20 protein-coding genes and 1 pseudogene are annotated in these 26,219 nt (G+C 45.8%); 13 read left to right on the top strand and 8 right to left on the bottom strand.

What is annotated here, in order from left to right; translation table 11 throughout:
• Positions 1-112: 112 nt before the first annotated feature.
• The 3 genes and pseudogenes from MHI48_RS29370 to MHI48_RS29360 all read right to left on the bottom strand — a co-directional run bounded on the left by MHI48_RS29370 (position 113) and on the right by MHI48_RS29360 (position 3,541).
• Entirely contained in the window at positions 113-1,051 is a 939-nt protein-coding gene (locus MHI48_RS29370; protein WP_036671642.1) for a DUF6973 domain-containing protein, read from the bottom strand.
• 651 nt (positions 1,052-1,702) lie between these two features.
• Positions 1,703-2,774 (bottom strand): annotated as a pseudogene (locus MHI48_RS29365) (IS3 family transposase); the annotation flags it as partial.
• A 143-nt stretch (positions 2,775-2,917) separates the two neighbouring features.
• Positions 2,918-3,541, bottom strand: a complete 624-nt coding sequence (locus MHI48_RS29360; RefSeq protein WP_036671640.1) for an acetate uptake transporter — start codon at positions 3,539-3,541, stop codon at positions 2,918-2,920.
• Between the two features lie 435 nt (positions 3,542-3,976).
• Here MHI48_RS29360 and MHI48_RS29355 point away from each other — a divergent pair, with 435 nt between their 5' ends.
• Positions 3,977-4,153, top strand: coding sequence for an aspartyl-phosphate phosphatase Spo0E family protein (locus tag MHI48_RS29355; RefSeq protein ID WP_017691636.1), 177 nt, complete (start codon positions 3,977-3,979; stop codon positions 4,151-4,153).
• A 173-nt stretch (positions 4,154-4,326) separates the two neighbouring features.
• Here the strand turns inward: MHI48_RS29355 and MHI48_RS29350 are convergent, their stop codons facing one another.
• Positions 4,327-5,256, bottom strand: coding sequence for a response regulator (locus tag MHI48_RS29350; protein WP_076329233.1), 930 nt, complete (start codon positions 5,254-5,256; stop codon positions 4,327-4,329).
• A gap of 329 nt (positions 5,257-5,585) precedes the next feature.
• Between MHI48_RS29350 and MHI48_RS29345 the strand changes: the two genes are divergently transcribed.
• Complete coding sequence (locus MHI48_RS29345) at positions 5,586-7,022, top strand: sodium:alanine symporter family protein (RefSeq protein WP_076329234.1); 1,437 nt, start codon at positions 5,586-5,588, stop codon at positions 7,020-7,022.
• A 146-nt stretch (positions 7,023-7,168) separates the two neighbouring features.
• Here the strand turns inward: MHI48_RS29345 and MHI48_RS29340 are convergent, their stop codons facing one another.
• Positions 7,169-7,627, bottom strand: coding sequence for a methyl-accepting chemotaxis protein (locus MHI48_RS29340; protein ID WP_223200021.1), 459 nt, complete (start codon positions 7,625-7,627; stop codon positions 7,169-7,171).
• 663 nt (positions 7,628-8,290) lie between these two features.
• On the opposite strand from MHI48_RS29340, the gene MHI48_RS29335 reads away from it, so the two are divergent.
• Positions 8,291-8,983 carry a Crp/Fnr family transcriptional regulator gene (locus MHI48_RS29335; RefSeq protein ID WP_036671636.1) on the top strand — a complete coding sequence of 231 codons (693 nt, stop codon included), beginning with the start codon at positions 8,291-8,293 and terminating at the stop codon, positions 8,981-8,983.
• 136 nt (positions 8,984-9,119) lie between these two features.
• Here the strand turns inward: MHI48_RS29335 and pepT are convergent, their stop codons facing one another.
• Entirely contained in the window at positions 9,120-10,358 is a 1,239-nt protein-coding gene (gene pepT, locus MHI48_RS29330) for a peptidase T (RefSeq protein WP_076213957.1), read from the bottom strand.
• Positions 10,359-10,802: 444 nt separating this feature from the next.
• On the opposite strand from pepT, the gene MHI48_RS29325 reads away from it, so the two are divergent.
• The gene (locus MHI48_RS29325) at positions 10,803-10,994 is read left to right on the top strand and encodes a 2-hydroxymuconate tautomerase family protein (protein WP_017691642.1); all 192 of its coding nucleotides are present in this window, start codon (positions 10,803-10,805) and stop codon (positions 10,992-10,994) included.
• 48 nt (positions 10,995-11,042) lie between these two features.
• A complete protein-coding gene (locus MHI48_RS29320; RefSeq protein ID WP_076329235.1) occupies positions 11,043-12,077 on the top strand; it encodes an NADH:flavin oxidoreductase/NADH oxidase in 1,035 nt (344 codons plus the stop codon).
• Between the two features lie 307 nt (positions 12,078-12,384).
• Here the strand turns inward: MHI48_RS29320 and MHI48_RS29315 are convergent, their stop codons facing one another.
• Positions 12,385-13,152, bottom strand: a complete 768-nt coding sequence (locus MHI48_RS29315) for a class I SAM-dependent methyltransferase (RefSeq protein WP_076329236.1) — start codon at positions 13,150-13,152, stop codon at positions 12,385-12,387.
• Positions 13,153-13,379: 227 nt separating this feature from the next.
• On the opposite strand from MHI48_RS29315, the gene MHI48_RS29310 reads away from it, so the two are divergent.
• The 8 genes from MHI48_RS29310 (at position 13,380) to MHI48_RS29275 (ending at position 25,298) form a co-directional block, all read left to right on the top strand.
• Positions 13,380-13,808: an SRPBCC domain-containing protein gene (locus MHI48_RS29310; RefSeq protein WP_076329237.1), complete on the top strand. Its 429-nt coding sequence runs from the start codon at positions 13,380-13,382 to the stop codon at positions 13,806-13,808.
• A gap of 239 nt (positions 13,809-14,047) precedes the next feature.
• The gene (locus MHI48_RS29305; protein ID WP_076329238.1) at positions 14,048-17,143 is read left to right on the top strand and encodes an ATP-binding protein; all 3,096 of its coding nucleotides are present in this window, start codon (positions 14,048-14,050) and stop codon (positions 17,141-17,143) included.
• 95 nt (positions 17,144-17,238) lie between these two features.
• Positions 17,239-18,402: a response regulator gene (locus tag MHI48_RS29300; protein ID WP_076329239.1), complete on the top strand. Its 1,164-nt coding sequence runs from the start codon at positions 17,239-17,241 to the stop codon at positions 18,400-18,402.
• A gap of 35 nt (positions 18,403-18,437) precedes the next feature.
• Positions 18,438-19,784: a deoxyribodipyrimidine photo-lyase gene (locus tag MHI48_RS29295; protein ID WP_076329240.1), complete on the top strand. Its 1,347-nt coding sequence runs from the start codon at positions 18,438-18,440 to the stop codon at positions 19,782-19,784.
• Between the two features lie 281 nt (positions 19,785-20,065).
• The gene (locus MHI48_RS29290; RefSeq protein WP_076329241.1) at positions 20,066-21,241 is read left to right on the top strand and encodes an acyltransferase; all 1,176 of its coding nucleotides are present in this window, start codon (positions 20,066-20,068) and stop codon (positions 21,239-21,241) included.
• Between the two features lie 380 nt (positions 21,242-21,621).
• Positions 21,622-23,223 (top strand): HNH endonuclease, encoded by a 1,602-nt coding sequence (locus tag MHI48_RS29285; protein WP_405142549.1) that lies wholly within the window; start codon positions 21,622-21,624, stop codon positions 23,221-23,223.
• Positions 23,224-23,491: 268 nt separating this feature from the next.
• Positions 23,492-24,151 (top strand): TVP38/TMEM64 family protein, encoded by a 660-nt coding sequence (locus MHI48_RS29280; RefSeq protein WP_076320116.1) that lies wholly within the window; start codon positions 23,492-23,494, stop codon positions 24,149-24,151.
• 67 nt (positions 24,152-24,218) lie between these two features.
• Complete coding sequence (locus MHI48_RS29275) at positions 24,219-25,298, top strand: DUF1835 domain-containing protein (protein ID WP_076329242.1); 1,080 nt, start codon at positions 24,219-24,221, stop codon at positions 25,296-25,298.
• A 277-nt stretch (positions 25,299-25,575) separates the two neighbouring features.
• Here the strand turns inward: MHI48_RS29275 and MHI48_RS29270 are convergent, their stop codons facing one another.
• Positions 25,576-26,094 (bottom strand): cupin domain-containing protein, encoded by a 519-nt coding sequence (locus tag MHI48_RS29270; protein ID WP_076329243.1) that lies wholly within the window; start codon positions 26,092-26,094, stop codon positions 25,576-25,578.
• Between the last annotated feature and the right edge of the window lie 125 nt (positions 26,095-26,219).

Raw genomic sequence — 26,219 nt, 5'->3', positions numbered from 1 at the left:
ATTATTCGAGAGTCTTTAAACTAATTATGACAAAGAGGGTGAATAAATTTAGGAATGGATAAGTGATGAAAACTATTTGATCAATTACAGGCAAGTTTCACGATTTTTATTTCTAGTATTTGAATGCTCCAGAGTAAATATCATATGCTCTACTTGATAATTTACTAGACGTCCACTGGCTTGGACTAGTAGTTACATGTCCATTTGATTTTGCTGCTGCAAACGCTTCGTAATTGTCTTTATATCCCTTGCTTTCATAAGCCCGGCCAGCTTCATTGTTATTGAAATCCATAAAATTTGAGTTAACAAATAAAGATTTGAATTTACTTGCTGTATTGGTTTCGCCTTTTACTTTATTTGTATAGTAGATCCCCTGTGCGAGTTTTGTAGCTGCAGTAGCAGTAGGAAAATTGTTTTCTGCATATCTAACACCAAAAGCAGAGAATTCATGATTATCAGCTATAAAGGTAGCAGCACCTCTAGTAATCGTAATTGTATCCGTTAAATGATAGTTCCATGAGAAGTGTCTAAAGGCGTCAACTTCATTTTCCTGTGTAGTTGTAAAGCCATATCTGTTTTTGTATACTTGTTGTTCCTCGTTAGCTCGGTCAGTTGCAACATATACTCCAGCAAGGACTACTGCACCATACTTGCTAGTCACAATTGCTCCCTCAATATCTCTCTGTAAATTTGGGTATGTATTATTTACTGCTGCATTAAGAGATGCAGTCGAAGCAGTTTGAGCAGGTGCAATTGAAGATTGAATGGCTTGAAAGTTGGAAGATAGAATTTCCCATTTCTCTACTTCTTCAGGAGTAAAGTACTGGTACTCTTTCACCAGAACAACATTGTTTAGAAATGAAGACAATTCGCTTTCAAATTCATTAATTGTAACATAGTTATTAAAATCTGTTTGAGCTAATTGCTCCACTCTACTTTCTAGCATTTCGGCACTAATATTAGCATCGGAGATTGATGATGCTCCAACAGCAGAAGCAAAAATTGAATAAGCTGTAAAGCTAGAAAGAAGGGCTAGTGAAACTTTTTTCATAATAGATAATCCTCCAGATATTGTAATAGAAACAAGATTATAATATCATTACTATACAGTTTAAACAATGAATTTTTGTAAAAAGGAGGAATATTATGAATAAGCATACTCTTTTCGCTATAATAACCGTTTTATTTTTGTTAGTTGGGTTTCAAATTGGTAGTTTTGCACTCATTTTAATTTCGGGAAATTTGTTTGGACCTTCAATATTCACCCAAACATTTGGCGTGTTGCTTGTTTGGGCAATTATACTTCTATATTTTTATTTAATACCATATCGTATTAATAGATTAAGCTGGAGACTTATTTTACTTTGCCTAATAATCTTTACAATCTTCTCCTATGTATATGACTTTCCTGTGATTGTTCTGGAAGACTAGTGAGACAACAACGTGGTGTTATCCTCTCAAGGTAGATAGTGAAAAAAGAGTTCATATTAATATGAACTTAACACTGGAAATCGGAGAGGATTTTTTGATGCAATCAAATAAACGTAGTAAGAGGGAATCGTCTGTGGGTGGAAGAAGGTTTGACATTTCATTAGTTTGTCAATAGTTTGGGATCAATAAAGGTGGATATATTGTAAAATTTGTAAATTAAAGACTAAATGTAGGTAATTGAGGATCGTTGGGGAAGCTGGATATAGGAGCATTATATGAGTTCCAAAGAAGAAAAAGGAGCCAATCCTGCTGCATGAATCCGGTACCGTACCGGACTCATGTCTTTTAGTTTTGTCTTAATGCGTTTGTTGTTGTAATAATCGATGTATTTGGATAGTTCATGTTTAAAATGTGAGATATTTTCAAATTCCTTTAAATACAAAAACTCGGACTTCATGTTGCCAAAGAAGTTCTCCATGACGGCGTTATCGTAACAGTTACCTTTACGGGACATACTTTGCGAGATGCCACGTTCTTCAAGGGCATGACGATACGATCTCATCTGGTAGTGCCAGCCTTGATCCAAATGAATAAGGAGTTTATCTTTATTTGTTAAACTGCAAAATGCTCGATCTAACATCGTTGAAACAAGGGAGTAGATTGGTCTTGAACCAATCGTATATGTAATGATTTCTACGTTATACAGATCAAGTATGGGAGATAAATATAGTTTTTCTCCGAACAATTTAAACTCTGTAATGTCCGTAAACCTACTTCTCGTTTGGCCTTTCAGCGTGGGAATTGCGTTCTAATAGGTTCGATGCAATCTTGCCAATCGTCCCTTTATACGAACGATATTTCTTCATACGTACCAAACACTTTAATCCCAATACTTTCATCAAACGCTGTACCTTTTTATGATTCACATGGTGTCCATGATTGATTAACTCGTCACGAATACGACGATAACCATAGCATCCCTCATGCTCCTTATAAATCGCTTGTATCATGTCTTTTAGCTCTAATCCTTGTCTAGCGTACCAAACGCTTTTACCACGTAATAATACGCGCTACGAGGGATATCTGCTAGCTGTAGAAGTGCTTTTACCGAAAATTCGTTCCTTAGTTCATAGACTACTTGAGCTTTGTCTTGTTTGGTGATTTTTCCTTGCTTCGAACCGAGGCATTCAACTTTTTAAATCAGGATTCTCCATTTTCAAACGCTCTACCTCTGCTTGTAAAGCCTCTACAGATCCTTCTACTAGCGTTTTATCCTTCTGTGCTTTAGTTCCTTTTTTCATGGATGAGCGCCCCTTTTTCTTTGGTTGAAGGGCGCCTAACCCTTTTCATAACGCATAACAGCTGTACTTTTACATTTGTGCTAAATTTGGTCATAAAAAAAACTGCACCTCCAATTGGTAGTTGTGTCTAACAATTGGGGTGCAGTTCAGCGCGGACCGGCGCGCTGGCGGTTTACTGCTGTATATTAAGCCTTGGGTTTGAAAATGCCGGACGGTTTGCCGATCGGCAAGAACGCATAACCGAAGTGAGCGTTCAGTACCGAAGCACCTGTACCATACAGGGACACAATTCCGATCGCCAGTTCAGCGTATGCTGCAATGGTGTGGAAAATGTGAGGAGCTACGCCGAAAGCGTCAAAGGTCAAGCCAAGGAACAGGAAGTCAATCAGAATGAAGATGATAAGCAATACTTTATTCGCTTCAATAGCACCAATCGTCATGAACAGGGTGAATACGAGGTATCCGGCAAAAGCAAATCCGAGCTGCTTACCATCGGCCTGTTCAGCGAGAGTGGAGCCAAATACGCCCATTTTGATCATCCAGTTGGCAGCCATGGCAAACCAGAAGAATGCGTACGCGCCAAAAGCTGTTGTGCCAAAGGTATTGTTGCGTTTGGAATCTTGAATACATGCGAATAACTGGGCAAAGGCACCCAGGAAGATCGCCCAAGGAATAGCGTAGCTAAGTCCTTCTGTAATGCCAAGCTTTTGGGAAGAAGCGACCAGGGTTACGATAGCCAACCCAAATAATCCCATTGCGCTGGGATCGGCGTTAACAATTTTGACTTTAGTCTGTGAATCGGTCTGCATGGTGATGATAAGCCTCCAATAATATCAAATCAGGATCAATGGCCGTCGTTGGCCGTCCTCTACATTACATCATTTGTATCCGCCGGGTCCGGACACACACATCGCCCTATTGTACCTGAATGACCCCATTATGGAAAGGGATTTTATTACCTTTTGAACCAATAGACTTTTTGTTTTTTCAATATACACATTTACGACACAATCCGTTCTGGCCGTGAATGATGAGGCCAGACGTTAGAATCCAACCCTCGGTGTTACCACTAAAATTGCGTCATATCAGCCATTTTCGGATAAGCTCTAGTGTGATAAAATAATCTTTATCAAAATTTGGAGAAGAATACAAAACATCCTTGTCTCCTATGCCATATGTTAATCCAACTATAGATTGACAGGAAAAACTAAAATGGTTCACAGAATAAGGAGGTATCAGGGGTCATGGTTATGAGTTTGGATTTGAAAAATAAAATAGAGAAGGCCAGACATAACCTTCATATGCTGGTAGAGCATAACAAGGGTGGTCTTGGGCATCCCGATGTGATTCGGCAGTCTATGGCATTGGACGAATTGATTAATGAGTATAACCGAATTAGCCGAAACCATTCACGGGCCTAAACCCAAAGCGATTTTAATTTTATACACGGAACAAATCACATAGATTGTAAAGCTTGATCGTACAGACGGGCATGAATATAGCCGGTATGGACAGCCTCAGTTGAAGAGGCGGTATCCTACCGGTGTAATATTCATGCCCGTTTGTTTTTGCATCTTATCCATTATGCATCTGTTTAATGCAGTAATCGTTTGGCTTCCAAATAAAGGACCTGTACGAATTTTTTCGTATTAATGCGTGTCTGGGACAAGGAAGGCTCCACATTGTTTTGCAGCTCCAGCATTTTCTTGCGAATTTCGGTAAAATCGAAAAATTTGGATGCATAGTTCTCGAACTTGGGATGTGTATAATCTGTTAATCCCAGAGAAACCACATGGCTCAGAGTCTGGAAGATGGCCCTGCGAACACGTTGTTCTGATGCCTTGATCTCCTTGTTCACCTCTGCGAGAGAGGCGTCTTCTCCCAGTTTACGTAACGCTACATTCTGGAAGATGTCTTTGAGGGATGGGAACGTATAGGGGGACAGCTTATGTTCATCTGTCTCTACCTGTTCCAGATATTCCAGCATGTCCAGCAGATCCCTGCTGCCCGCTTCGCCGATCATGCCCATCTCGGACAGCAGGAAATGTCCTGCAGTCGTGATTGTTTTGTCCGGAACCGGAGCCCCAGCACGTTCGGTAGAATTCAAACCGGACAATCCCTGCAATGTCCGTTGGATATCTGCGATGGATTGCTGCATCCGAAGCCTTTCGCTCACCAGCCGCAGAACAGATAGAATCTCCAACCGGTTAATCGGCTTCGTAATATAATATTCAATGCCTAGTGAATAGGCTTCTCCGATCATATTTTTCGACTCGATCTGGGAGATCATGACGATCTTGCCCTCGAACCTTCCTTCAAGCGCTCGCACAGTCTGAATCCCGTCTCGTTGGGGCATCAGCAGATCAATCAGCAGTACATCCACCTTATGCAGTTCCAATAGTTCCGCGTGAATATGTGCTCCGTCCTCAGCTTCCCCGGCAATATCGCCCAGCCCTTCATCCTCAATAATATCCATCAACATGGAACGAACGCCAGGATCATCATCCACGATAAAATAACGCATGTCAGTCATTCCCTTTCTCTGCGAATGGTGTGATTGATAAATCTATGGTAAAGGCGGTTAACGCCGCGATGAACTCTCGTTCCAGTGTAATCGTTCCTTTCCTTCTTGCATAGAACCTGACATGTCAGGTTAAATGACAATGATTGGGCGGTCAAAGCCCATTTTTAAAATAAATGTAGGAATTGCATGTAGGTATTTGTCGTTTTTCGTAGATGTTCTTGTAGTATAAGTAACATCCCGAAGTCCGGGGCTAGTGTTGTGCAGAATGGTACAAACTTATCGCGTAACCATCTCTGTGCTTGAAATACACCATAAAAAGGGGCATACCGATGGAGCAAACAATACAAGATATTGTCGTCATTTTCAATGATTTTCTATGGTCCAAAGTGTTAATTATATTATTGGTAGTATGTGGTATATACTTCACCACCAAGACCCGATTCATGCAATTCCGTATGATTGGAGATATGGTAAAGGTGCTTCGAGAGCCAAAAAGCAAGGAACCAGGCAAAATTTCACCTTTTCAGGCGTTCTGTATTAGTATGGCGGCCCGTGTAGGCACAGGGAATATTACCGGTATTGCACTGGCGATCGCACTGGGGGGACCTGGGGCTATATTCTGGATGTGGATCATTGCAATTATCGGATCAGCCTCCAGTTTTGTGGAGAGTACGCTGGCTCAGATCTATAAAGTGAAGGATAAGGGCGGATTCCGCGGCGGTCCTGCATATTATATGGAACGTGGGTTGGGCAAACGCTGGATGGGGATTTTATTTGCCATTCTCATTACGCTTTCATTTGGTTTGGTCTTTAATGCGGTGCAGTCTAACACGATTACCGTTGCATTTGAGAACTCATTTGGCACGGATCGGTTAACGGTGGGTATCATTATGGCTGTGATATTTGCAGGAATTATCATGGGCGGTGTCAAACGAATTGCAAAAGCATCGGAATACATCGTTGTTGTACTGGCTGTATTGTACATTGGGGTAGCGGCTTTTGTTGTACTGGCGAATATTACCCAGCTTCCGGCCATGATTGCGTTGATCGTCAAAAATGCCTTCGGCATCGAACAGGTTGCTGGCGGAACGTTGGGCGCTGCACTGATGAACGGTGTGAAACGCGGATTGTTCTCCAATGAGGCGGGCATGGGTAGCGCCCCGAATGCTGCTGCAACGGCGGATACAACACATCCGGTGAAACAGGGACTTATTCAGGCGTTTGGCGTGCTGACAGATACGTTAGTGATATGTACAAGCACAGCCATGATTATTTTGCTATCCGGGGTATACAAAGGTTCCAATCTGGGTGGCATTGAATTAACTCAGGCTGCATTAAGTGTACATATTGGTTCATGGGCATCGGGATTCCTGGCGGTTATGGTGTTCCTGTTTGCCTTCAGTACACTAATCGGAAATTATTACTATGGAGAAACTAACATTGAGTTTATCAAATCCAACAAAGTTTGGCTGTGGGTATACCGCATTTGCGTTATCGCGATGGTGGTGTTTGGAGCGGTAGCCAAAGTACAGCTGGTATGGGATTTGGCTGACCTGTTCATGGGGCTCATGGTGGTGGTGAACCTGATTGCAATTCTGATGCTTTCCAAGGTGACTTTCGAAGCGTTGAAGGACTACAAGAAACAGAAGGCTGAAGGCCGTGATCCCGTCTTTACCCGGGACCGGATTCATATTCCGGGTGAAGTGGAATGCTGGGAGTCGGAAGAAGAAGTTATTGGAGATAAATCAATACATGTAGCCAATTAAGGTTTTATCTGAACGTAGTTGGTTATATAAAATGGGCACAACAAAAAACAGGACTTGGATTATCCATCATGGGCAACCCGAGTCCTGTTTGTTGCATATAAAATGTATCTTTGCACTAGCCAAAGTTCATCAAAGATATATTTTGATTAATTTTTAACGGAATAGCTGATCAGTTGTTCAGACAGAGCTTTCATTCGCTCCCCTGTTTCATTAAGCTGCTCAATTACATCCGTAAAGGAGGATACAAGCGTAGCTTGTTCCTGTGAAGAGGCTGCAATCTGGGAGACTTCAACTTCCATCTGTTTGATGACCTGTTGTACATCTCTCAGACTGGTATCGATGTCACTTGTAGCTTGTTTGGCATCCACAGAGAGTTTGCGTACTTCGGAAGCAACCACACCGAAGCCGGCACCAGCTTCACCAACACGAGCGGCTTCAATAGCGGCATTCAGGCCAAGCAAGTTGGTTTGCTCTGAGATTTCACGAATGAACCCGGCTACTTTGTTGATTTGGGAAGAGTTCTGAACAGCAAGTCTGGTATTCTGCAAGATCTGCTCACTGGTTGCTTGCAATTCTTCGGCATGAGCGGCGACATGTTGCACCATATCAACGAGGTTACCATTGATGGTTTGATTTTCTTGTATAATGTCTTCAAGTTGGTTCTGGTTAGATTGGTCGTAAGATACACAGAAAACAGCAACAACTTTCTGGTGATCATCAAAGATCGGAATGTTCAGAATATCCAGTTCGATACCATAAACTTCCTTGGAGAGAGTAGCAAGGGTCGCTTCTCTTCCATTTTTTAAGATGGCAAAGTTTTGATACGATTCCAAGAGTGACATTCCTTTTTCAAAACCAAGATCAAATTTATCTGTCATAATGACATCTAATACTTTTTCGTGATCGTAAAGAGTTAAACTAGCTGGTTCTCTGAGGATCAGGCTGATATAAGGCATTACTTTAAGCAGGGCATCTACAACGTTCATGGAAGAGGACCATCCTTTCAATATTTGAATGTATTATTTTTAACGATCTATGGAATGCTCTATCTTTCATCGGACGGAAATGACTTTTCGTGAACGGCATTTTGCATGAAAGAATGAACATTTTATGATTAAATTTTAAAATATTTCCCATCTAAAATGATTTATTGGATATAAGTGTTAGTTGTAACTATTTTTATATCAAGATATTTGTACGGATGTATATCAAATATAGGACATGTGTCCTTTTGTGTACATTATATAGGGCAACGGAGGGAAGTCGGAATGAAAGAAATTATGGACTTTGGACTTGTGCGGCAACTCGCCCGTGAGAACGGGTTGGATCAGGTGCTGGACGAGCCTGCGCTCGCTGAGTTGCGACTACTTGAGGCTGCGAAGGGCGAGATGATATGTACCAAAGGTGAACGACCCGAGCGGTTGTATTTTCTCGTGCAGGGCAAGCTCAAGATCTATACCACCCTGCCTAACGGCAAGTCTCTGTTGCTTCGTTTCAGTACACCCCTTGCGCTTGTGGGAGATTTGGAACTGGTGAATGGCAAGGAGGCTATGAATACGGTAGAGTCTGTGAGCAAAAGCCTGCTGCTGGGTATCGGCTATCGCGCTCTCCAGAATACGTATGCAGAGAACCCTAAGTTTCTCCACTTTATGCTGAGTCAAGTTACGCACAAATTGTATACCTTTTCCAACCTGTCGAGTCTGAATATGTTATATCCGGTCGAGAGCCGATTTGCCAGCTATCTGTTGTCCACAATGGGCCAGGACGAGTCTTCTTCGGAAGAGATCCAGACCTCCAAGCTCACCGAACTGGCCGATATGCTGGGCACCAGCTATAGACATCTTAATAGAGTTGTTCAAGATCTGTGTAATCGAGATATTATTCGCAAAGTGCAGCGAAAGCTAGTGATCTGTGATCTGGAACAGTTGCGTGTCATCGCAGGAGGCAATATATATGAGTGATGGCATTATAAAGTAAAGACCAAGCCTGCATATCTATGCGACATGACGCGGCACAATAAATTACAATACGGCACAACAAAAAGCACCCTCCCGAATATACCAAGGGGTGCTCTTTTTGCTCTGCACTTCAAGTGGATTAGATATCTCCGTGTTGCTCAAACAATTGAGCGATCTCTACAATGACACGGGTTGCTTTCACCATATTGTCTACCGATACATACTCGAATTTGCCGTGGTAGTTCTCACCACCAGTGAAGATATTTGGTGTTGGCATGCCCATATAGGATAGCTGGGAACCATCTGTTCCTCCCCGGATGGGACGAATAACAGGTTCGATGTCCAGTCGGGTCATGGCTTCATGGGCAATATCGACGATCTGGCGTACGGGTTCAATTTTCTCGCGCATGTTATAGTACTGGTCATTCAATTCAACCGTGATGCTTTTCTCTCCATACTTGGTCTTCAGTTCGTTTGCGATATGGAGCAGATTTGTTTTGCGCTCTTCAAACTTCTCCCGGTCGAAATCACGGATGATGTAACTCATCTTTGTCAGCTCAACGTCACCCTCCAAAGACAATAGATGATAGAAACCATCATAACCGTCCGTGAATTCAGGAGCTTCCTCCACAGGCAGGCGTCGATTCAATTCCATCGCAATTTTCAGAGAGTTCACCATCTTATCCTTCGCTGTTCCGGGATGCACATTGGTGCCTCGTACGGTAATTTTGGCGGCAGCTGCGTTAAAGCTCTCGTATTCCAGCTCACCAAGCGGTCCGCCATCAACTGTGTAAGCATATTTGGCTCCAAAAGCAGCTACGTCAAACTTGTGCGGTCCACGGCCAATCTCTTCATCCGGGGTAAAAGCAACCCGAATCTTACCGTGTTTCACTTCCGGGTGTTCAATCAGATAGGCCATCGCCGTCATGATCTCGGCAATGCCTGCCTTATTGTCTGCACCAAGCAATGTTGTACCGTCGGTTGTGATCAGCGTGTGGCCCTTATACTCGTGCAGTTCTGGGAAATCCTTGTTGGACAGTACGACATCCAGTTCCGAGTTCAACACAATGTCAGCACCATCATAGTTATCGATAACCTGTGGTTTTACATTTTTGCCAGTAAAGTCGGTCGCTGTATCGAGGTGAGCCAGGAAACCAATTACGGGAACATCCTTATCGGTATTGGATGGCAGTGTAGCCATGACATAACCGTTCTCATCCATCGTTACATCTTGCAGACCAATGGATGTACATTCTTCAACGAGCAGTTTGCCCAAGGCCAGTTGGCCGGGTGTGGAAGGGCATGTCTCGCTATTTTCATCGGATTGGGTATCCATCTGAACATAAGTACTCAGTCTTTGAATTAATATATCTTTCATATATAACCTCTCCCTAGCTTGAGTAGTATATAAGTTGAACTACTTGTTTTACACTGATCCACTACGAGGCCAGAATAACCTTCTGATCGCTGTTATCCCCAGATTTTTTTTGATCCACTTTTACAAAGGTGAAAATCTGAGGATAGCGTATGCTTTCGATGCAGCTTTCTTGCAGAAAGCTTTTAGCTCCGCTTCTACAGGTTATTTCTGCCCTCTCCGTTATCGTGTAACCGTTAGTCACAACTTATGTAAATTGGGTATAGTAATTATTGTGGTTCTCTACGGTTATCATATCATGTTTTGCAGTCATTTCCAGAATGGGGCAGATCCGAAATATGAGGATTTCTAGGTATCAAAAAGGGTACTAGGTCACAAAAATGTACGTACTTATATTTCTATAACTGAGGTTCATAATAAATGATGAAGAAAGGATGTGTTCAAGACATGCCGTTTATCACGGTTAAGGTACTGGAAGGCAAGTCGGTCGAGCAGAAACGTCAGTTGATTGAACGTATGACTCAGGTGGCTTGTGAGACATTGGATGTTGATCCGAGCAAAGTCTTTATCTTCATTGAGGATTTGGAGAAGGACAATTACGGCAAGAACGGAAAACTGTTTTCGGATTTAGACAAATAAGTAAGGCTTCATATATATCATGATCATGGAACAGGAGATGCAACATTAATGACTGAACAATTATTTTCCCCTTATCAATTCAAGAGTCTGCAATTAAATAACCGTGTCGTCATGGCACCCATGTGCCAATATTCTGTCACTGCGAAGGACGGCATTCCGAACGATTGGCATCAGGTTCACTATGTGAGCCGTGCGGTTGGAGGAACAGGACTAATTGTAATCGAGATGACCGATGTAGATCCGGATGGACGTATTACTGATAATGACTTGGGGATATGGTCAGATGAGCATGTGCCTGCCTTCACCAAACTTGTAGACGGAATTCATGCCTACGGCTCCAAAGTAGCTATTCAGATCGCACATGCGGGACGAAAAGCAGAGGATGCTCCACAGCCGGTTGCCCCATCGGTAGTTACATTCCCGGGAGAAAAGTACAAGGAACCACGTGCGTTAAGTACGGTAGAAGTAGAAGCTATGGTGCAAAAGTTCGCAGACGGTGTTCGCCGCGCAGTGCAGGCTGGAGTAGATACCATTGAGCTGCACGGTGCACATGGATACCTGATCCACCAGTTCCATTCCCCGCTGATGAACCATCGTGAGGATGTATATGGGCAGGATCTGTCCCGTTTTGGCGTAGAAGTCATTCGTGCAGTGAAAAAAGAAATGCCTGCAGATATGCCGCTGATTTTGCGGATTTCGGCTGTAGAATACGCGGATGGTGGATACGATATCGACCACACCATCAATATCGCTCGTGCCTACCAAGATGCAGGCGTGGACATGTTCCATATCAGTTCAGGTGGCGAAGGACCTTCGGGACAGCGGAAACCGGGGAACTATCCGGGGTATCAGGTACCGTTTGCCCGTCGTTTCCGTGAAGAACTGAACGTTCCTGTAATCGCAGTGGGTATGCTGGAGGATGCAGCATTGGCTCAGGCGGTGATTGGCAACGGCGATGCGGATCTGGTCGCGGTTGGTAGAGGCATGTTGCGTGATCCGTACTGGGCGAACCATGCGGCTCTGGAACTGGGTGTCAGCAAGGATCAAGCAGCCATTGCGGAACAATATTCTCGTGGATACTAACTTGCACTAACATTTACACTTGCCACTCCGATGACAGAATAACCTTCCGATCGCTGTTATCCCCAGATTTTTTGATTCACTTTTTCAAAGGTGAAAATCTGATGATAAAGGCGAAGTGTATGCTTTCGATGTAGCTTTCTTGCAGAAAGCTTGTAGCTTCGCTTCTTCAAGTTATTTCTGTCCTCTTCGTTTTCGTGTAAATGTTAGTGCAAATTTTATATAGTAAAATAGGCCACAGCATGGGTTAAACCTCATGCTGTGGCCTGATTTTGGATATTGAGAATCATATCCATCCGATTACGGATGACTACGCTCTTCGAGTCGCTTCATAGACGAATTTTTGATTGGACTGCGTGGGTGGTTGATCCGGGTTAAAGTCGGCGTATACTTTAATGTCAGAGAAACCAATGTGTTCGAGAATTAGGCGTAACTCTTCTATGCCGTACCAACGTAGGGTAAGTTGTTGCAGCTCCGTAGCAACAAGAGCACCCTGCTGCCATTGTTCGTAGCGAATCAGACTTACTTTATATTGGTGTAGAAGGTTCACTTCAATGGTTTTCACTTCTACCGTGATCGTATCACCATCGGGTAATGAAACGGTTGATGTTTCTACAGAAGAGGGTTGTGTCACATCGGGCAGAAACAGATCAAACACGAGCCTGCCGCCGGGTTCTAAATGCTGAAATAGATTACGTAATGCGTTAATCGACGCCTGTCTGTCTTGGATGAGGAGCAGAGAACCTCCGGGAATGATAATTGCCTCGTATCGATATGGAAGGTCAAGCTTCTCCAGATCGGCAACGAACAGCTCAGGCATGGGTAATGCCCGCTCCATACAACGAGAACGGCAAGAGTCAATCATATCCATTGAATAATCAATTCCATCCACCTTCAAGCCTGCTTCAAGCAAAGGAATGAGCACTCGGCCTGATCCTGACATGGCTTCAAGGATACGTCCATTGCAGCGCTGAAGATAATGGCGATAGAATTCAATGTCTCCTCCCAAGGAGTGTCCCACAGGTTTCGTTAGATCATAAACGGCGGTACATAATGGACCGTAATAACTGAATGACATAGTATAGATGTCCCCCACATTCAAATGTATTAAAATGAAAAAGTGGAAGGGAAGTCAGCAGGATTATCCCTTCCGGCAACGGTTGGAATTGGATTTTTCAGAGCAGACTATCATAGGATTCACGCACCTTTTATGGAATATGTTCCAATTATAGGGTGGGGATAAAGCGGAGGTCAACTTCTATTCGGGTAGTTATACGAAATGAAATGTATAAGGAGGTGATTCGAATGGATTCATCATCAAGTTCATCAAGTGCACTGCCAGATATCCGGCAGGAACTGGTGCTCCATGCACCTGTAGAGAAGGTGTGGGAGATGGTCTCGACCGAGCAGGGACTGAAAACCTGGTTCATGCCAGGCAATCTGGAACCCGTGGAAGGTCACGAGTTTATATTGGAAGCAGGCCCCTTCGGCCAGTCACCATGTCAGGTGACGGAAGTTCTTCCGCTACACAAGCTTTCATTTCGCTGGGGTAAGGACTGGACGTTGACGTTCCAACTGAATGAACAGCCCGAAGGTACGGATTTCACATTGATTCACAGCGGTTGGGATGCGGATAAACTAACCGAGTTTGGACAGGCTCATGCTATCGTACGCGAACGTATGGAACAAGGATGGGCCGGAATCGTTCAGAAGCTTACCCAAGTTGTTAAATAAATCTTCATTCAATCAACCCCAGGCCATTTCGCCCGTTCATTCCGGTGAAATTCGGCTTGGGGTTCCTTGGTGTACCAAGAGCTGGCGGAAAAGATAGAAATCTTTCAAATTATAACGAATTTGACCGATTATGATACGGAAACTATTTCCGTGAGCACCAGAAACGTGTAACATGAATTATAGTAATAAATCGACAAAATTAGACGTCTCTCGCCATTGTGGATGGAAGGAATACATAGATGAGAAAACACTGGATTATGCTGACCATAAGCTTCATATGTATTGTCATTGTTCCACTGGGTTGGATCGCCCAGACGTTAATTAGCGAGCGGATTAACCCCCAGGCTACAGATGGAAAAATTGACCTGACCCAATGGGACTTTGATCACAAGGGTGCAGCGTCTCTAAAGGGTGTCTGGGATTTCTACCCTGGGCAGTTGCTGAGCCCGGCAGATATTGAAGCAAGTGTATCCGGTCGCAAGCCTTTGCCGGATTCGTCGGGCACTCAAGTTCCTGCCCGATGGAACAAATCTTTGGGGCAGGCCCATGGGTATGGAACCTATCATTTGCAAGTCCAGCTTACACCCCGGACGATGAAAAATGATTATGGTATACGCACACAGAATATACGCATGGCCCACCGGGTATTTATCGATGGGAAAGAGATTGGCGGCAAAGGCTTGCCAGGAAAGACCAAGGCAGCAGATATACAATTAAATCTACCCTTTACAGGATTCACGTCCATTGAGGGCAATACGGCTGACATTATCATTCAAGTATCAAATTATAGTTACTCGTCTGGGGGCATTGTAGCGCCCATTTTGTTTGGAGACGAGCATAGTATTCTGAAAAGCCAGCAACAAGGTTGGCTCAAGGATCTGATGGCCTTATTTGGTTTTATCTTGCCAGCCGCCTTTTTTCTACTTCTGTTCAGATTACGACGTACGGAGAAGGAGCTTCGTTTTCTCGGATTATTCAGCCTTTCTGGTGCGGTGTACGCTCTGACACATGGGGAGAAGTTACTGGGTACGTTTGTACCGTTCCTGACCAATAATGAGATACTTCGGATTCAGCTCCTTAGTTCAGCCTTTGCCTATTATTTTTTGCTTCGGTATATGGATGCCCGTGTACCAGGAGCAGTTCATCAGTGGTTTGTTCGTCTGGCTGTAGTGCTAATCGTTACCCAGACTATTGTGGGTCTTACGCTTCCTCCAACGCTTTTCTCGTCTCTTGAGCTTCCCATGTTGCTGATCTCACTTGTTGTCATGTTCTATACGCTGCGAGCCATTTTCTATTGGTTGAAAGGACGGCCGAATGACAGCCACTTTGCACTGGTGAGTATGATGAGCATACTCATGGTTGTTGTGTTATATACGCTTGGTGCGTTCACTACCCTAGACACAGCGTTCTTTGCGCTGATTGAACTTTTATTATTTGTATTTGCCCAGATGATTGTGACCGCAATCCGCTTTGCACAATCATTCCGAGACGTGGAAGCTCTGTCGGAGCGTTTGCTGGCCATCGACAGCCTGAAGGACGAGTTCATGGCGAATACGTCTCATGAGCTACGAACTCCCCTGCATGGCATCATTAATATTGCGCAATCCATGCTGGAAGGGGCGGCTGGAGCAGTCACGCCCAAGCAAGCGAAAAATCTCTCCATGATTACTTCAACCGGCAAGCGCCTTTCACTACTGGTTAACGATATTTTGGATTTTGCCAAATTAAAAAATAGTGAAATCGAGTTAAAACGGGTAGCTGTTGATCTGGAATCCGTTGCTCGTACTGTGGTTGAAGTCTCGGGTTTCACGTTTGAGGACAAGCCGGTTATATTGATTCAACAATGGCCCCAGTCCTTGCCTCTTGTTGAGGCAGACGAAGATCGCCTAAGACAAGTTCTATATAACTTGCTGGGTAACGCCTATAAGTACACTGAGCAGGGTGAGATTCGTTTGTACGCCAGTGTTGAAGGGGATTGGGTGAAGGTATCGGTCGCTGATACAGGGGTAGGCATTGCCTTGGACAAACAGGAGGATATCTTCCAGGCGTATGAGCAGAGTAACGGCACGATTGAGCGATTGAATAATGGAACCGGACTGGGTCTGAGTATCACGCGAAAACTCGTTGAGCTTGGCGGTGGTGAGATCTGGGTTGAATCGGAGCCGGGCCAAGGTTCGACCTTTCATTTCACCCTGCCTGTTATGAAGATGCCACTTTTGCAAACTCATTCGAAACCAGCTGCCGCCCGATATGTTGCTGCACAGGGGGCAGGGGCGAAGGAGCTTGTGACAAGAGAGTCAGATGAGCAGGATGATCTTACGGAAGCGGAGTATACGATTCTGATTGTAGACGATGACCCCGTCAATCGACAGGTATTGCTTAACCTATTGTCGACGGAGCGGTATCGCGTGATTGCAGCGGACAGCGGGTCCACTGCATTGAAACTCCGTGAGGAGTTCCCGTCTATTGATCTTGTTATTACGGACTGGATGATGCCTAAGATGTCCGGGCTTGAGTTATGTCGCAAACTGCGCGAGCACAGTTCCTTGTCGGAGTTACCGATTCTGATGCTGACCGCCCGTGGGTTGCCTGAGGATATCAAACACGGATTCCAAGCGGGAGCCAATGACTTCCTGAGCAAACCGGTGGATGCCGGTGAATTGCGCGCCAGAGTTCGGACGTTAATTGAGATGCGGAGTTCTGTGCAGGAGGCTATTCGGACCGAAATGGCCTTTTTGCAGGCCCAGATCAAGCCACACTTTCTATATAATGCACTCAATGTGATTATCGCAACCTGTGCAGTGAATCCGGACAAAGCAACCGATCTGCTGATTGAATTGAGTCATTACCTGCGCGGAAGTTTTGACTTCCAGAACAGGGAGCAGCTTGTTCCTTTGACCAAAGAGCTGGAATTGGTGGAGTCTTATGTGCATCTGGAACAGGCGAGATTTGAGGAAAGACTGGTGGTTGAGTATGAGGTGGAATCGGACGTACATCTGTATCTGCCACCTCTCAGTATTCAGCCTCTTGTGGAGAACGCCATTCGCCACGGCGTGATGGAGCGGGCAGCCGGCGGGACAGTTCATCTTAGGATTTTCCAAGAGAGCGAGCATGTAGTCGTACAGGTCCAAGATGATGGTGTAGGTATCCCTCCTGAGCGTATGGCTCAGGTCAAGTCTGGGCGTACGGAAGGTCCGGGAGGTGTGGGGCTGCAAAATATAAACCGTCGCCTGATGTCTCTCTATGGTCAGGGGCTGGAGATTCATAGCCATGTGGGTAAAGGCACGCAGATCCGATTCCGTATCCCCGTGCAAAAGATGGATTATTCCAATTAGTGTGCCAAGTGAAGCAATTATGGTTAACAGACTAGGGGGTGCCGATAAAATCGGTATTCCTATTGAATCTTTCATGGCAGGAGGCTGAAAGAACGGTGAGAGCCATTGTGATCGATGATGAGAAGCCAGCGCAGCTTCATCTGGAGCGACTACTACGAACGGACGGACGAATTACACCCGTGCAATGTTTTTCAACAGCTCGTGATGGTCTGCATTTTCTGGCAAAGGAACGTGTAGATGTTGTATTTTTGGACATTGGAATGCCGGAGATGAATGGCCTGGAAGCGGCTGAATATATACAGCAATTGGATCAGAGTATTCGTATCATCTTTGTTACGGCTTATGCGGACCATGCAGTGGAAGCATTCGAGCTGCATGCACTGGATTATGTACTGAAACCGGTAAGTTCCACTCGATTGGCCAAAACCGTTGATCGAATCGCGGGTATAATGTCGCATAATTCTCAAGTTGCAGCCACCGCCGAGGTACAGGAATCGGAACCTGTATCTGTGGAGTTGGATACTGAAGTTCCGGGGCTGCTAACGTTCAAACATCTGGATATCTACAGAAGTTTGGATCAGGGTGCCAAGAAACATAAGTGGCGCACAACCAAATCACAGGAATTGTTTGCTTTTTTGTTTCATCACAGGGAAGAATGGGTAAGCAAGGAGATTCTGCTGGATAAGCTATGGGGTGATGTTTCCCAGGAAAAGGGATTAACCCATCTACATACTTCCGTGTACCAGATTCGAAAGCTACTTAAGGAATGGAACATGACAGGCAAGCTGGAGTACAATATGAACCGTTATCGTCTGTTATCAGGCAATCTGGTAAGTGATGTGGATCAATTTGAAAAATCCATGGTTTACCACGTCATCACATCCGACAATGTCGATGACTTGAGGCATATGATACCGCTCTATCGTGGCGATTATCTGGAAGAGCATGATTATCATTGGGCACAGGCCAAAGCAAGGGAACTCAGACGTAAGTATACAGCGCTGGTTATGGATATCGCAGGATGGGACATGGAGCATGGTCGTGGCAAGGAAGCGATTGAGCAATTAACGATATTACAGGAACGGGAGCCTTATTCGGAAGAGATCTGCCGACTCATGATGGAAGTGTATGCATCCATGGATGATCAGCAAGGCATACTTCGTTTGTATCATTCATTTACATTGACATTAAATGAGGATCTGGGGTATCAGCCCGAGCCCGAAACAAGCAGGTTATATAAGAACCTGACGGACCAATAAACGCATGTAATGTAAGTTCAGACAGGAGGGTGAGCATGAAGCTATTCATACACCGCAAAGATTTGCGTACGGATGATCTGGCCGCATTCGATTATTTGCGGGAACACCAAGAAGAGAGTGTGCATGTTCTCATCTATGATTCATTCCTCCTGCGGCAAGGCCGAGAGAAGGAACACAGCGGTGTGAATTTCAGGCAGCACGCAGCGGAATTAGGCAGACAGTATCTTGAAGCCAAACGAAAACTGCATGTCGCTTACGGCAAACCGGCTGAAGTGGTTGAATTCATCCTGAACGAATTCAAAGGTGAGATTAACGAGATTGTGGTCCATCGGGACATGACGCCATATGCAATCGAGCGGGATAGGGCCATACGCAAAGTCAGTGAGGCGCACGAGGTTACGTTCACACAACTGACGGATCATCTGCTGATGGATCTGAATGGATTTGCCAATTTTACAGGCAAGTCGGAGCCATATAAGGTATTTGCGGCTTTCCATCGGCGGTGGGTGGAATTCATGAATGAACATCCCAACCCTCCTTCGGCAACAACGGTTGCAGCGTTGAAGGTGAGTGATCGTCAGATTGAATGGCCGGATGCAATGCAGGTACCTCCGGAGTTGCTGGAGGGCAGTGGTTCGAATGACGAGGACCCGCATCTGCTGTTGGATCAATTTTTGTCGGATCGAATTGCTGAATACGGGGATCATCGGGATGAATATGAGGCGTACGAGCCGAGTCATCTCAGTTCTTACGTAGCTGTGGGAGCTGTATCCATTCGCAAAATGTATGATGCGGCGAGTCGCACGGCTGAGGCTGGGGAATGGATCAGGCAGTTGTGCTTCCGCGACTTCTATCTGTATCGGGCGGTCTATGAGAGTCACTATTTTACATATGAAAAGGTGTACGATCTCTCGGCTCTTCATGATGATCACTTTGAACGGTGGTGCAAGGCGGAGACAGGCATTCCGATTATTGATGCAGCGATGACGGAACTGAATGAAACCGGACATATGCCAAACCGGCTGCGGATTCTCACGGCGATGTTTCTCACCAAAAACCTGCAATGCCCATTCATCTTGGGCGAAGCTTATTTCAGGCGCAAGCTGCGTGACTATGATAACATTCAAAACCGTGGTAACTGGTTATGGTGTGCCTCGCTTGGTGAGAATGCGGCTCCGTATTTTCGCGTGAACAATCCGGTAACACAATCCGAGAAATATGATCCGCAAGGTGATTATATTCGCAAGTGGTTGCCTGAATTGAAGGATCTGCATAGCAAGGACATCCATCAGCCACGCAAAGATGCCATTGTTGATCTGAAGGCATCGAGACAGGTAGCTATTGACGTGTATAAACAGATTCTGGCGAGTCGTGCGAAGTAGACTCAGTCAGGGCGGGATGCATGCCCAAACCCAAATTTACCATTCTCATCCGGTTGATCCAATATTCATTTGGTTGAGAGCAGGATGTTCCACAGACCGCGTACTCGCGGTCTTTTTTACATATATAGACATGAAAATAGTGTGAAATGTGTTGAAAATTTAGGAATTATTAAGAAATTGGACTACCCATCTTAAGCAATATGGCTTTTAATAGATAGAGAGCTTTATTGTATTAAGTCATATCTGACATATTGACGAACACATTAAGGAGAAACTTTAAAATGAGTGAAACACTGAAAAGAGAGCGAATTCCAGAGCTGAACCTGGTTCGTGCCTTGGCAATTATCGGCGTACTCAGCGTGCATTCTACGTCCTACGCGACGGTGGACATGACGGGCTCAGGCTACTACTGGCTGTACAACTTTATTAATATCTTTATGAAATATGGTACGCCAACCTTTATTTTTATGAGCAGTTTCGTACTGTTCTATAACTATTATTCTCGTCCGCTGGATAAGAAACTTGTGAGTAACTTTTACAAGAAAAGATTTGTGTATATTTTGCTTCCGTACTTCCTGTTTTCATTGATGTATTTTGTTTTGCTACATTTCACGCATTATCAGGGTCGACCTTTCGGCGAATCGGCAGTAAGTTTTATCACGAAATTGTTTACAGGTAAGGCCTATACACATCTGTACTTTGTGTTTATTAACATGCAATTTTATCTGTTATTCCCATTGGTGTTATGGTTGCTTAAGAAATATCCTTCTGTGGTGAAATGGTCTGTTCCGATTGGACTATTGATTCAATGGGCATTCATCGTAAGTAATAAATATGGATTCCAGGTGCCCAACAAGGGAAGCTGGGCGTTTTCGTACTTCTCCTATTTCATGCTAGGTGCTTTTATCGGAGTGTACTTCCCTAAAATCAAGCAATGGTTTGTTATCAGTCGAGCCAATGCAACCAAAGGACGCGTAGCTTCATGGATTCTGCTCTGGGCGGTATGGATCATTGCTGGGCTTGGCCATGTGTATATCTATTACCTGCTGCGTCTGAAGATCGCAACGTATAACACACTGTGGTATGAATTCTTCTGGAATGTGCATACCTTTGCTTGTGCACTGGTGCTTATCCAGATTGCCTATCTGCTCTATCGCAAAGGGCCTTCACTCATCGTCAAGCCGCTGAATCGGCTTGGGGCATTGTCCTTTGGCATCTATCTGATCCATCCCTTCTTCCTGCTGGTGTATCGTGAATTTCCACCGCAAACAGGTGTTTCTTGGTTAGTGCATCTGTGGTATGCCGGAGGATTCGGTGTAGCTCTGATCGCTTCGTGGATCGTCGTTGGATTGACGGCAAGGTTTGTTCCATATGCATGGGTCATCTTTGGCAATCTGCCAAAACCCAAACCACGTCTCGTCCCACAACAGAACTCGGGGCAATTGGACGTTCGTTAAGATGTATTTCCAACACAGGAATAATAAACCGTTTCTTGGTCGACCTTAGGGGAGAGCAGGAAGCGGTTTTTTTGATGTATGCAGATATGTGTAATATGGGGAACGAGTGTTTCTTTTTCATGTAAGAGGGGTAATCATAAGGCGGAACGATAATACATTATGGATAACAGGATTAAGGTGAATATAATGACAACATGCGAAAAATGCGGGAGACCGATGCAGGATATATTGGAATATGTGGAACACATTCTTCACGAATGCAGTGAACAGACACAGGAGTACAACTCGAAAGATTATCAGGCCTATGGCCATGAGGGTGTTCACGAGCAGATGTGATACAATAGAAAGAAACCGGATTCATACGGAACCGAGGTGACAACATGGAGACGGGTCCAGCCCCTTTCCGGCAAGGAAAGACGGAACAAGAAGCGCGACTGAGCAAAACGTGTATGTATTGCGGACAACAGCGGCCGATGTCCGAATTCCGGCGCAGAACCGGAAAGCGGGCAGGTCCCGGAGCCAGGCGTGGAGCCTGCCGCAGCTGTCGCCAACTTGGTGGACAGGCTGACCACGAGTCAGGTTCAAGCGTGAGCGGACGAACGAATGAACGGATCGAGCATCAACGGGATGGCTTGGAGACACGTGCTGTTACTGCCAGACGCTCTGCATCTGCGAGAGATGAGGTAGGTCGTACCTCCCATGGTATGGAGCAAGGATCTGCTACGTTGGCTGAGTCTGACAGAATTCTGGTGTCTCAACCATCAGTAGACTCAAGTTCTTCGAATGACGATGAACGCGCTGAGTTGGTGGCTTCTCCACCCTCTTCTTCGGGTATACGGAAGAAGAGGAGAAGACGGAGGAAGAGCAAGCGATCAGAGAGCATGACGGGCAATGAGCTGAGAGAGACAAGTCTGGAGCATGATGGTTTGGCGGGTGAGGTAGGAGATAAGCCACAGCTAGGTGAGCATTGGCGTGGGGAAGAAGGGCATTCGCAGGGGCATGCTGTTGCGAATGAGAAAGGCAGTGCACAGCGGGCTGGCGCGCGAGCAGCCGCTGCAGTGCAGGCCGCCGAGCAGACTGCGGCGGCAGAGCCCATGGCTGCGGATCAACCGATCGCAGCCAAACGCAAGCGCAAGCGGCGCCGCAAGCGTGCTGCCGCGCTCGCGCCCGGCGCAGGGCAGGCCCGCAGCGTAGCTGCTGAGGCCCATGCGCCGGCCCTGAGCGACCGTGGCGATGCCACCACGGTCGCTGCACCTACGGCGGCGGAGGCACAGCCTGCCGCCACCGGGCGCGAGCCCGTGCAAGCGCCGGGGGCTGCTGCGGAGGCAGGGCCTCCTGCGCCCGTGCGCCAGCCTGGCTCGCCAGGGTCCAAGCCGCGCCAGGCTCGCAAAGAGCGTGCGCCCAAGGCGAGCGGCGAAGACGCTGCCCGCGGTGCATCTGGGCAGCGACCCGCGCATGCCAGCCGCAGCCACGGGGCTGGCACGGATGGCCGTCCCCGCCGCCAGACCCCGTCGGCCCCGGTAGCTATCGACCCGGAAGATCCGGCTTCGCTCCGGACCAACCGTCAAGGCATGGTACGGATGAGGGGGAAGACGGACAAGGGCAGACGCTGGCATCAGGAAGTGGACATGGAGCTTGCGGTCACGCTGGTGAAGGAAAAAGCCGCTGTGGTGGTCAATCGGTACACGATTCGCCGATTGTTTAGCAACAAGGATTTCAAACGGTATATTCTGACCCGGGATCACTACACCTGTTACTTCTGTGGATCGTACGGAGATACGATTGACCATCTGCTGCCGCGTGCCAAAGGTGGACATACCACTCCGCTCAACTGTGTCTGCGCCTGTAATCTGTGCAACCAGTCCAAAGCAGCGATGGATGCCGAAGAGTTCATGCGTTCCGGTATTCCCGAATGGAATGCTGCCCATCAGGCAGAATTGATTGAACTGGCCATGCAGGAAGCGCAGCTGGAAGAAGGATAATATGCCCCTGAAGATGGATCGGGGTTTCGATATGAAGAGCACACCAAGACCACAGAGGTCGAGGTGTGCTTTTTTGATTTAATTTTGATTGGGGTGGGAAGTCAGTTCGCTGTGCAATAATTTCTTCAAATTGACAACGGTGTTCATCGAAGATGTACGTTATACTGGGAGGGAGTTACTAAAGAAGCTTCATCATCCATAGGAATGATGAAATGTATAGTGAACATCAAGCCTAAGAACTTAGACTGTATAGATTGGATGGATGCAGATGACCCCGGCAGCATTGGACATTATGTCATATATTACGGAAGAAAATATTCGTTTCTGGCTGGAGAAGTTTCGCTCCCTGGGCCCGTTACCGGGAATTTTGCTTACGTTTATGAAATCATTTGTACCGCCACTTCCAACGCTGTTGATTGTGGGCGTGAACGGTGCGGTATACGGTCTGTGGGCAGGATTTATATATTCATGGATCGGCATGGTGCTCGGTTGTACCGTTACATTCCTGATCGTACGGGAGATTGGGAAATCCGCTTTTGTAGAGCGATGGGCACGCAAACCTCGTGTGCAACGCAGCATGGTATGGATTCGAAGGAATGCATTCAGTTATGTTTTTCTACTGAGTATCTTCCCGGTAGGTCCGTTTGTCATTATCAACGTGGCGGCAGGTATCGCGCGAATGCGATTATTATCTTTCCTGCTTGCGGTGGGCTGTGGTAAAGCGATCATGATCTTCTCTGTTACGTATATCGGTTCCAATGTGGAACAATTTCTGGAGCACCCAATACGCTGGGTAGGTGTATTGCTGTTCATTGCGGTATCCCTGTGGGCAAGCCGCAAACTGGAGCGACATTTTACCCGTTCATCGTCAGATGGTGAAGATCTACATGATCTGAATCAACCCGCTGGAAAATCGATTTCTTCATGAATAAAAGAATGATCAGTGCGAAGATATAGGATTTCAGTAATCTCGTTAGCTCGAAGGAGGACCCAGCATGAATGATAATATCTATGCATTCAGCCGAACGATAAATCGTATGAGTGAAGATGAACTTCGTTCAGTATTGCGTGTGCTCTATATGAAATCAGCACAAGTGGTCAAGCGGCAGGAAGAGCAAGGCGAAAAGGTGGATTTTGCGGAAGCGGTACAGTCACTGTTTCGGAATATGGATATCCCTTTTGATCTGGGGCGTCTGGAACAACAAGCTCTCTCCGAGGTCGAGAAGCCAAATGAAATTCATATCACGTTTGGAGACTCACCTCTAGGTAGTCTGAAAATGGGGATGAGTACATTACCTGATCAGGAAAAACGGAGTTTTTTTTCTATAGATGATAATTATGCGGTAGGGCCGTTAGGTGATCTGACCCGGCGTGCAGACTTGCAACGCAGGCATCTCTGGCTGACCGAACGAATGTGTCTCAATGACCGTGAGGCATATGGCATGCATGAACTGGAATCATTATTTGAGCTCAACGCCACAATACAGTCCTTTGATTCCAAGACGTCGATCATTATCTGGTATGCGAATAATGCACGGGAGAAGACGGGACTACTCTATGCCATGTATCTATTGCGGAACACCGAGAGTCCCATATATCTTATCGAAACGAGTGGCTTATATAAGCAATTATTTGATAGACCTGACGTTCAATACGATGTGCTCCACACAGGCGAGATTCTTTCGGAAAAGCTTCTGGCGATGTGGCACGTCTGCTCTGAGCAAGAGCCGCTGTCCAAGGGAGAACGCCGCCAACTGGAACAGGATTGGCTGGAACTTTCGGTACAGCCTGGGCTATTACGTATGATGGAGAATGGCGTGATTCGGAGCTTAACTGAAGATGCGTTGGACGAGTACATTATGCAGAAGGTGAGGGAACTGACACCGAACTGGGAGCCAGGCAAGTATATCCGAGCAGCCCGTATTGTGGGTGAAGTGATTGGTACAAGTAGCCAGCATATAAGTGATGCGTTCGTGGAGTACCGTCTACGACAACTGGTGCTGCAAGGCCAACTTGAAATGGATGGAAAGCCACTTGCAATGAGGTATTACAGTATTCGGCTTGCCGAGCGCTGAAAGGGACTAAGGCTGAAACGCACGGATAGAAAAACAAGCGACGAGATAGCGAAGTTTGAAATAAGACGGAAGATTTGAGTAGTTCCTTGCCCATATAGTAAGATGATCACGAAGAGTTCCCGATACCAGCTGTTCAGACTTAACACTTAAATAGACTGTTCCATCGGTGAGTAACTCCTACTTTTCCGGGGAACAGTCTATTTTTTCTCGTTAAGTACCGAACCAGCTTCTCCTGTGCATTGTCCAATAAGATGCTTCTTGATTATCTCCATATCTGTTATAATTTCTTCCCATTCCAGATTTCTAGTAGCGGTCCGTGCTGTCCATAGACCGGATCGGTAACCGGGATCGGAACCTTTCGAATTTCCTGAAGAGCCTTGGCACGGTCGCCTTCCTCACCTGTGCGTGTGTTGTAACTCATGCCGCCCGGATAAGCTCCGGCAATACGAAAATCAGTGCTGGACTCCAGACGTTTATGCCCTGTTCCAGCGGGAAGCACGACAACGTCGCCTGTTTGAAGGTAAACTTTCTGACCGTTTTCTCCGCCTAAAATCAGTTTCACGAATCCACTCACCACAGCAAGAGCCTCATGAGCATTACTATGATAATGATGATAGTTGAACACACCATTCAACCAGCTATTTCCCCATCCGTTACGGTTCAGCAACGATTCTGCGTGAAGGGCCTCTTCAGCCCATACATTCTTATACAAAAGCACAGGCAGGGTCGGATGATTGGGAATTACACCGTCATCCTGAAGGAATAACGTCTCTATGTCCTTTTTCCGTTCATTCATCTCACATCACCTCACTATAAATTACCCGATAAACTCAAGGACGAACAAAAAACAATTGTAAAATGATACAAAATGTATCATTTTAAGGTTATACTCAGTACATATACTCTCTTCATTGCACTCGT

It is taken from the genome of Paenibacillus sp. FSL H7-0942 (genome assembly GCF_045040715.1).
GTDB classification, from domain to species: domain Bacteria; phylum Bacillota; class Bacilli; order Paenibacillales; family Paenibacillaceae; genus Paenibacillus; species Paenibacillus amylolyticus.
This window is presented reverse-complemented; position numbering and strand designations above follow the sequence as displayed.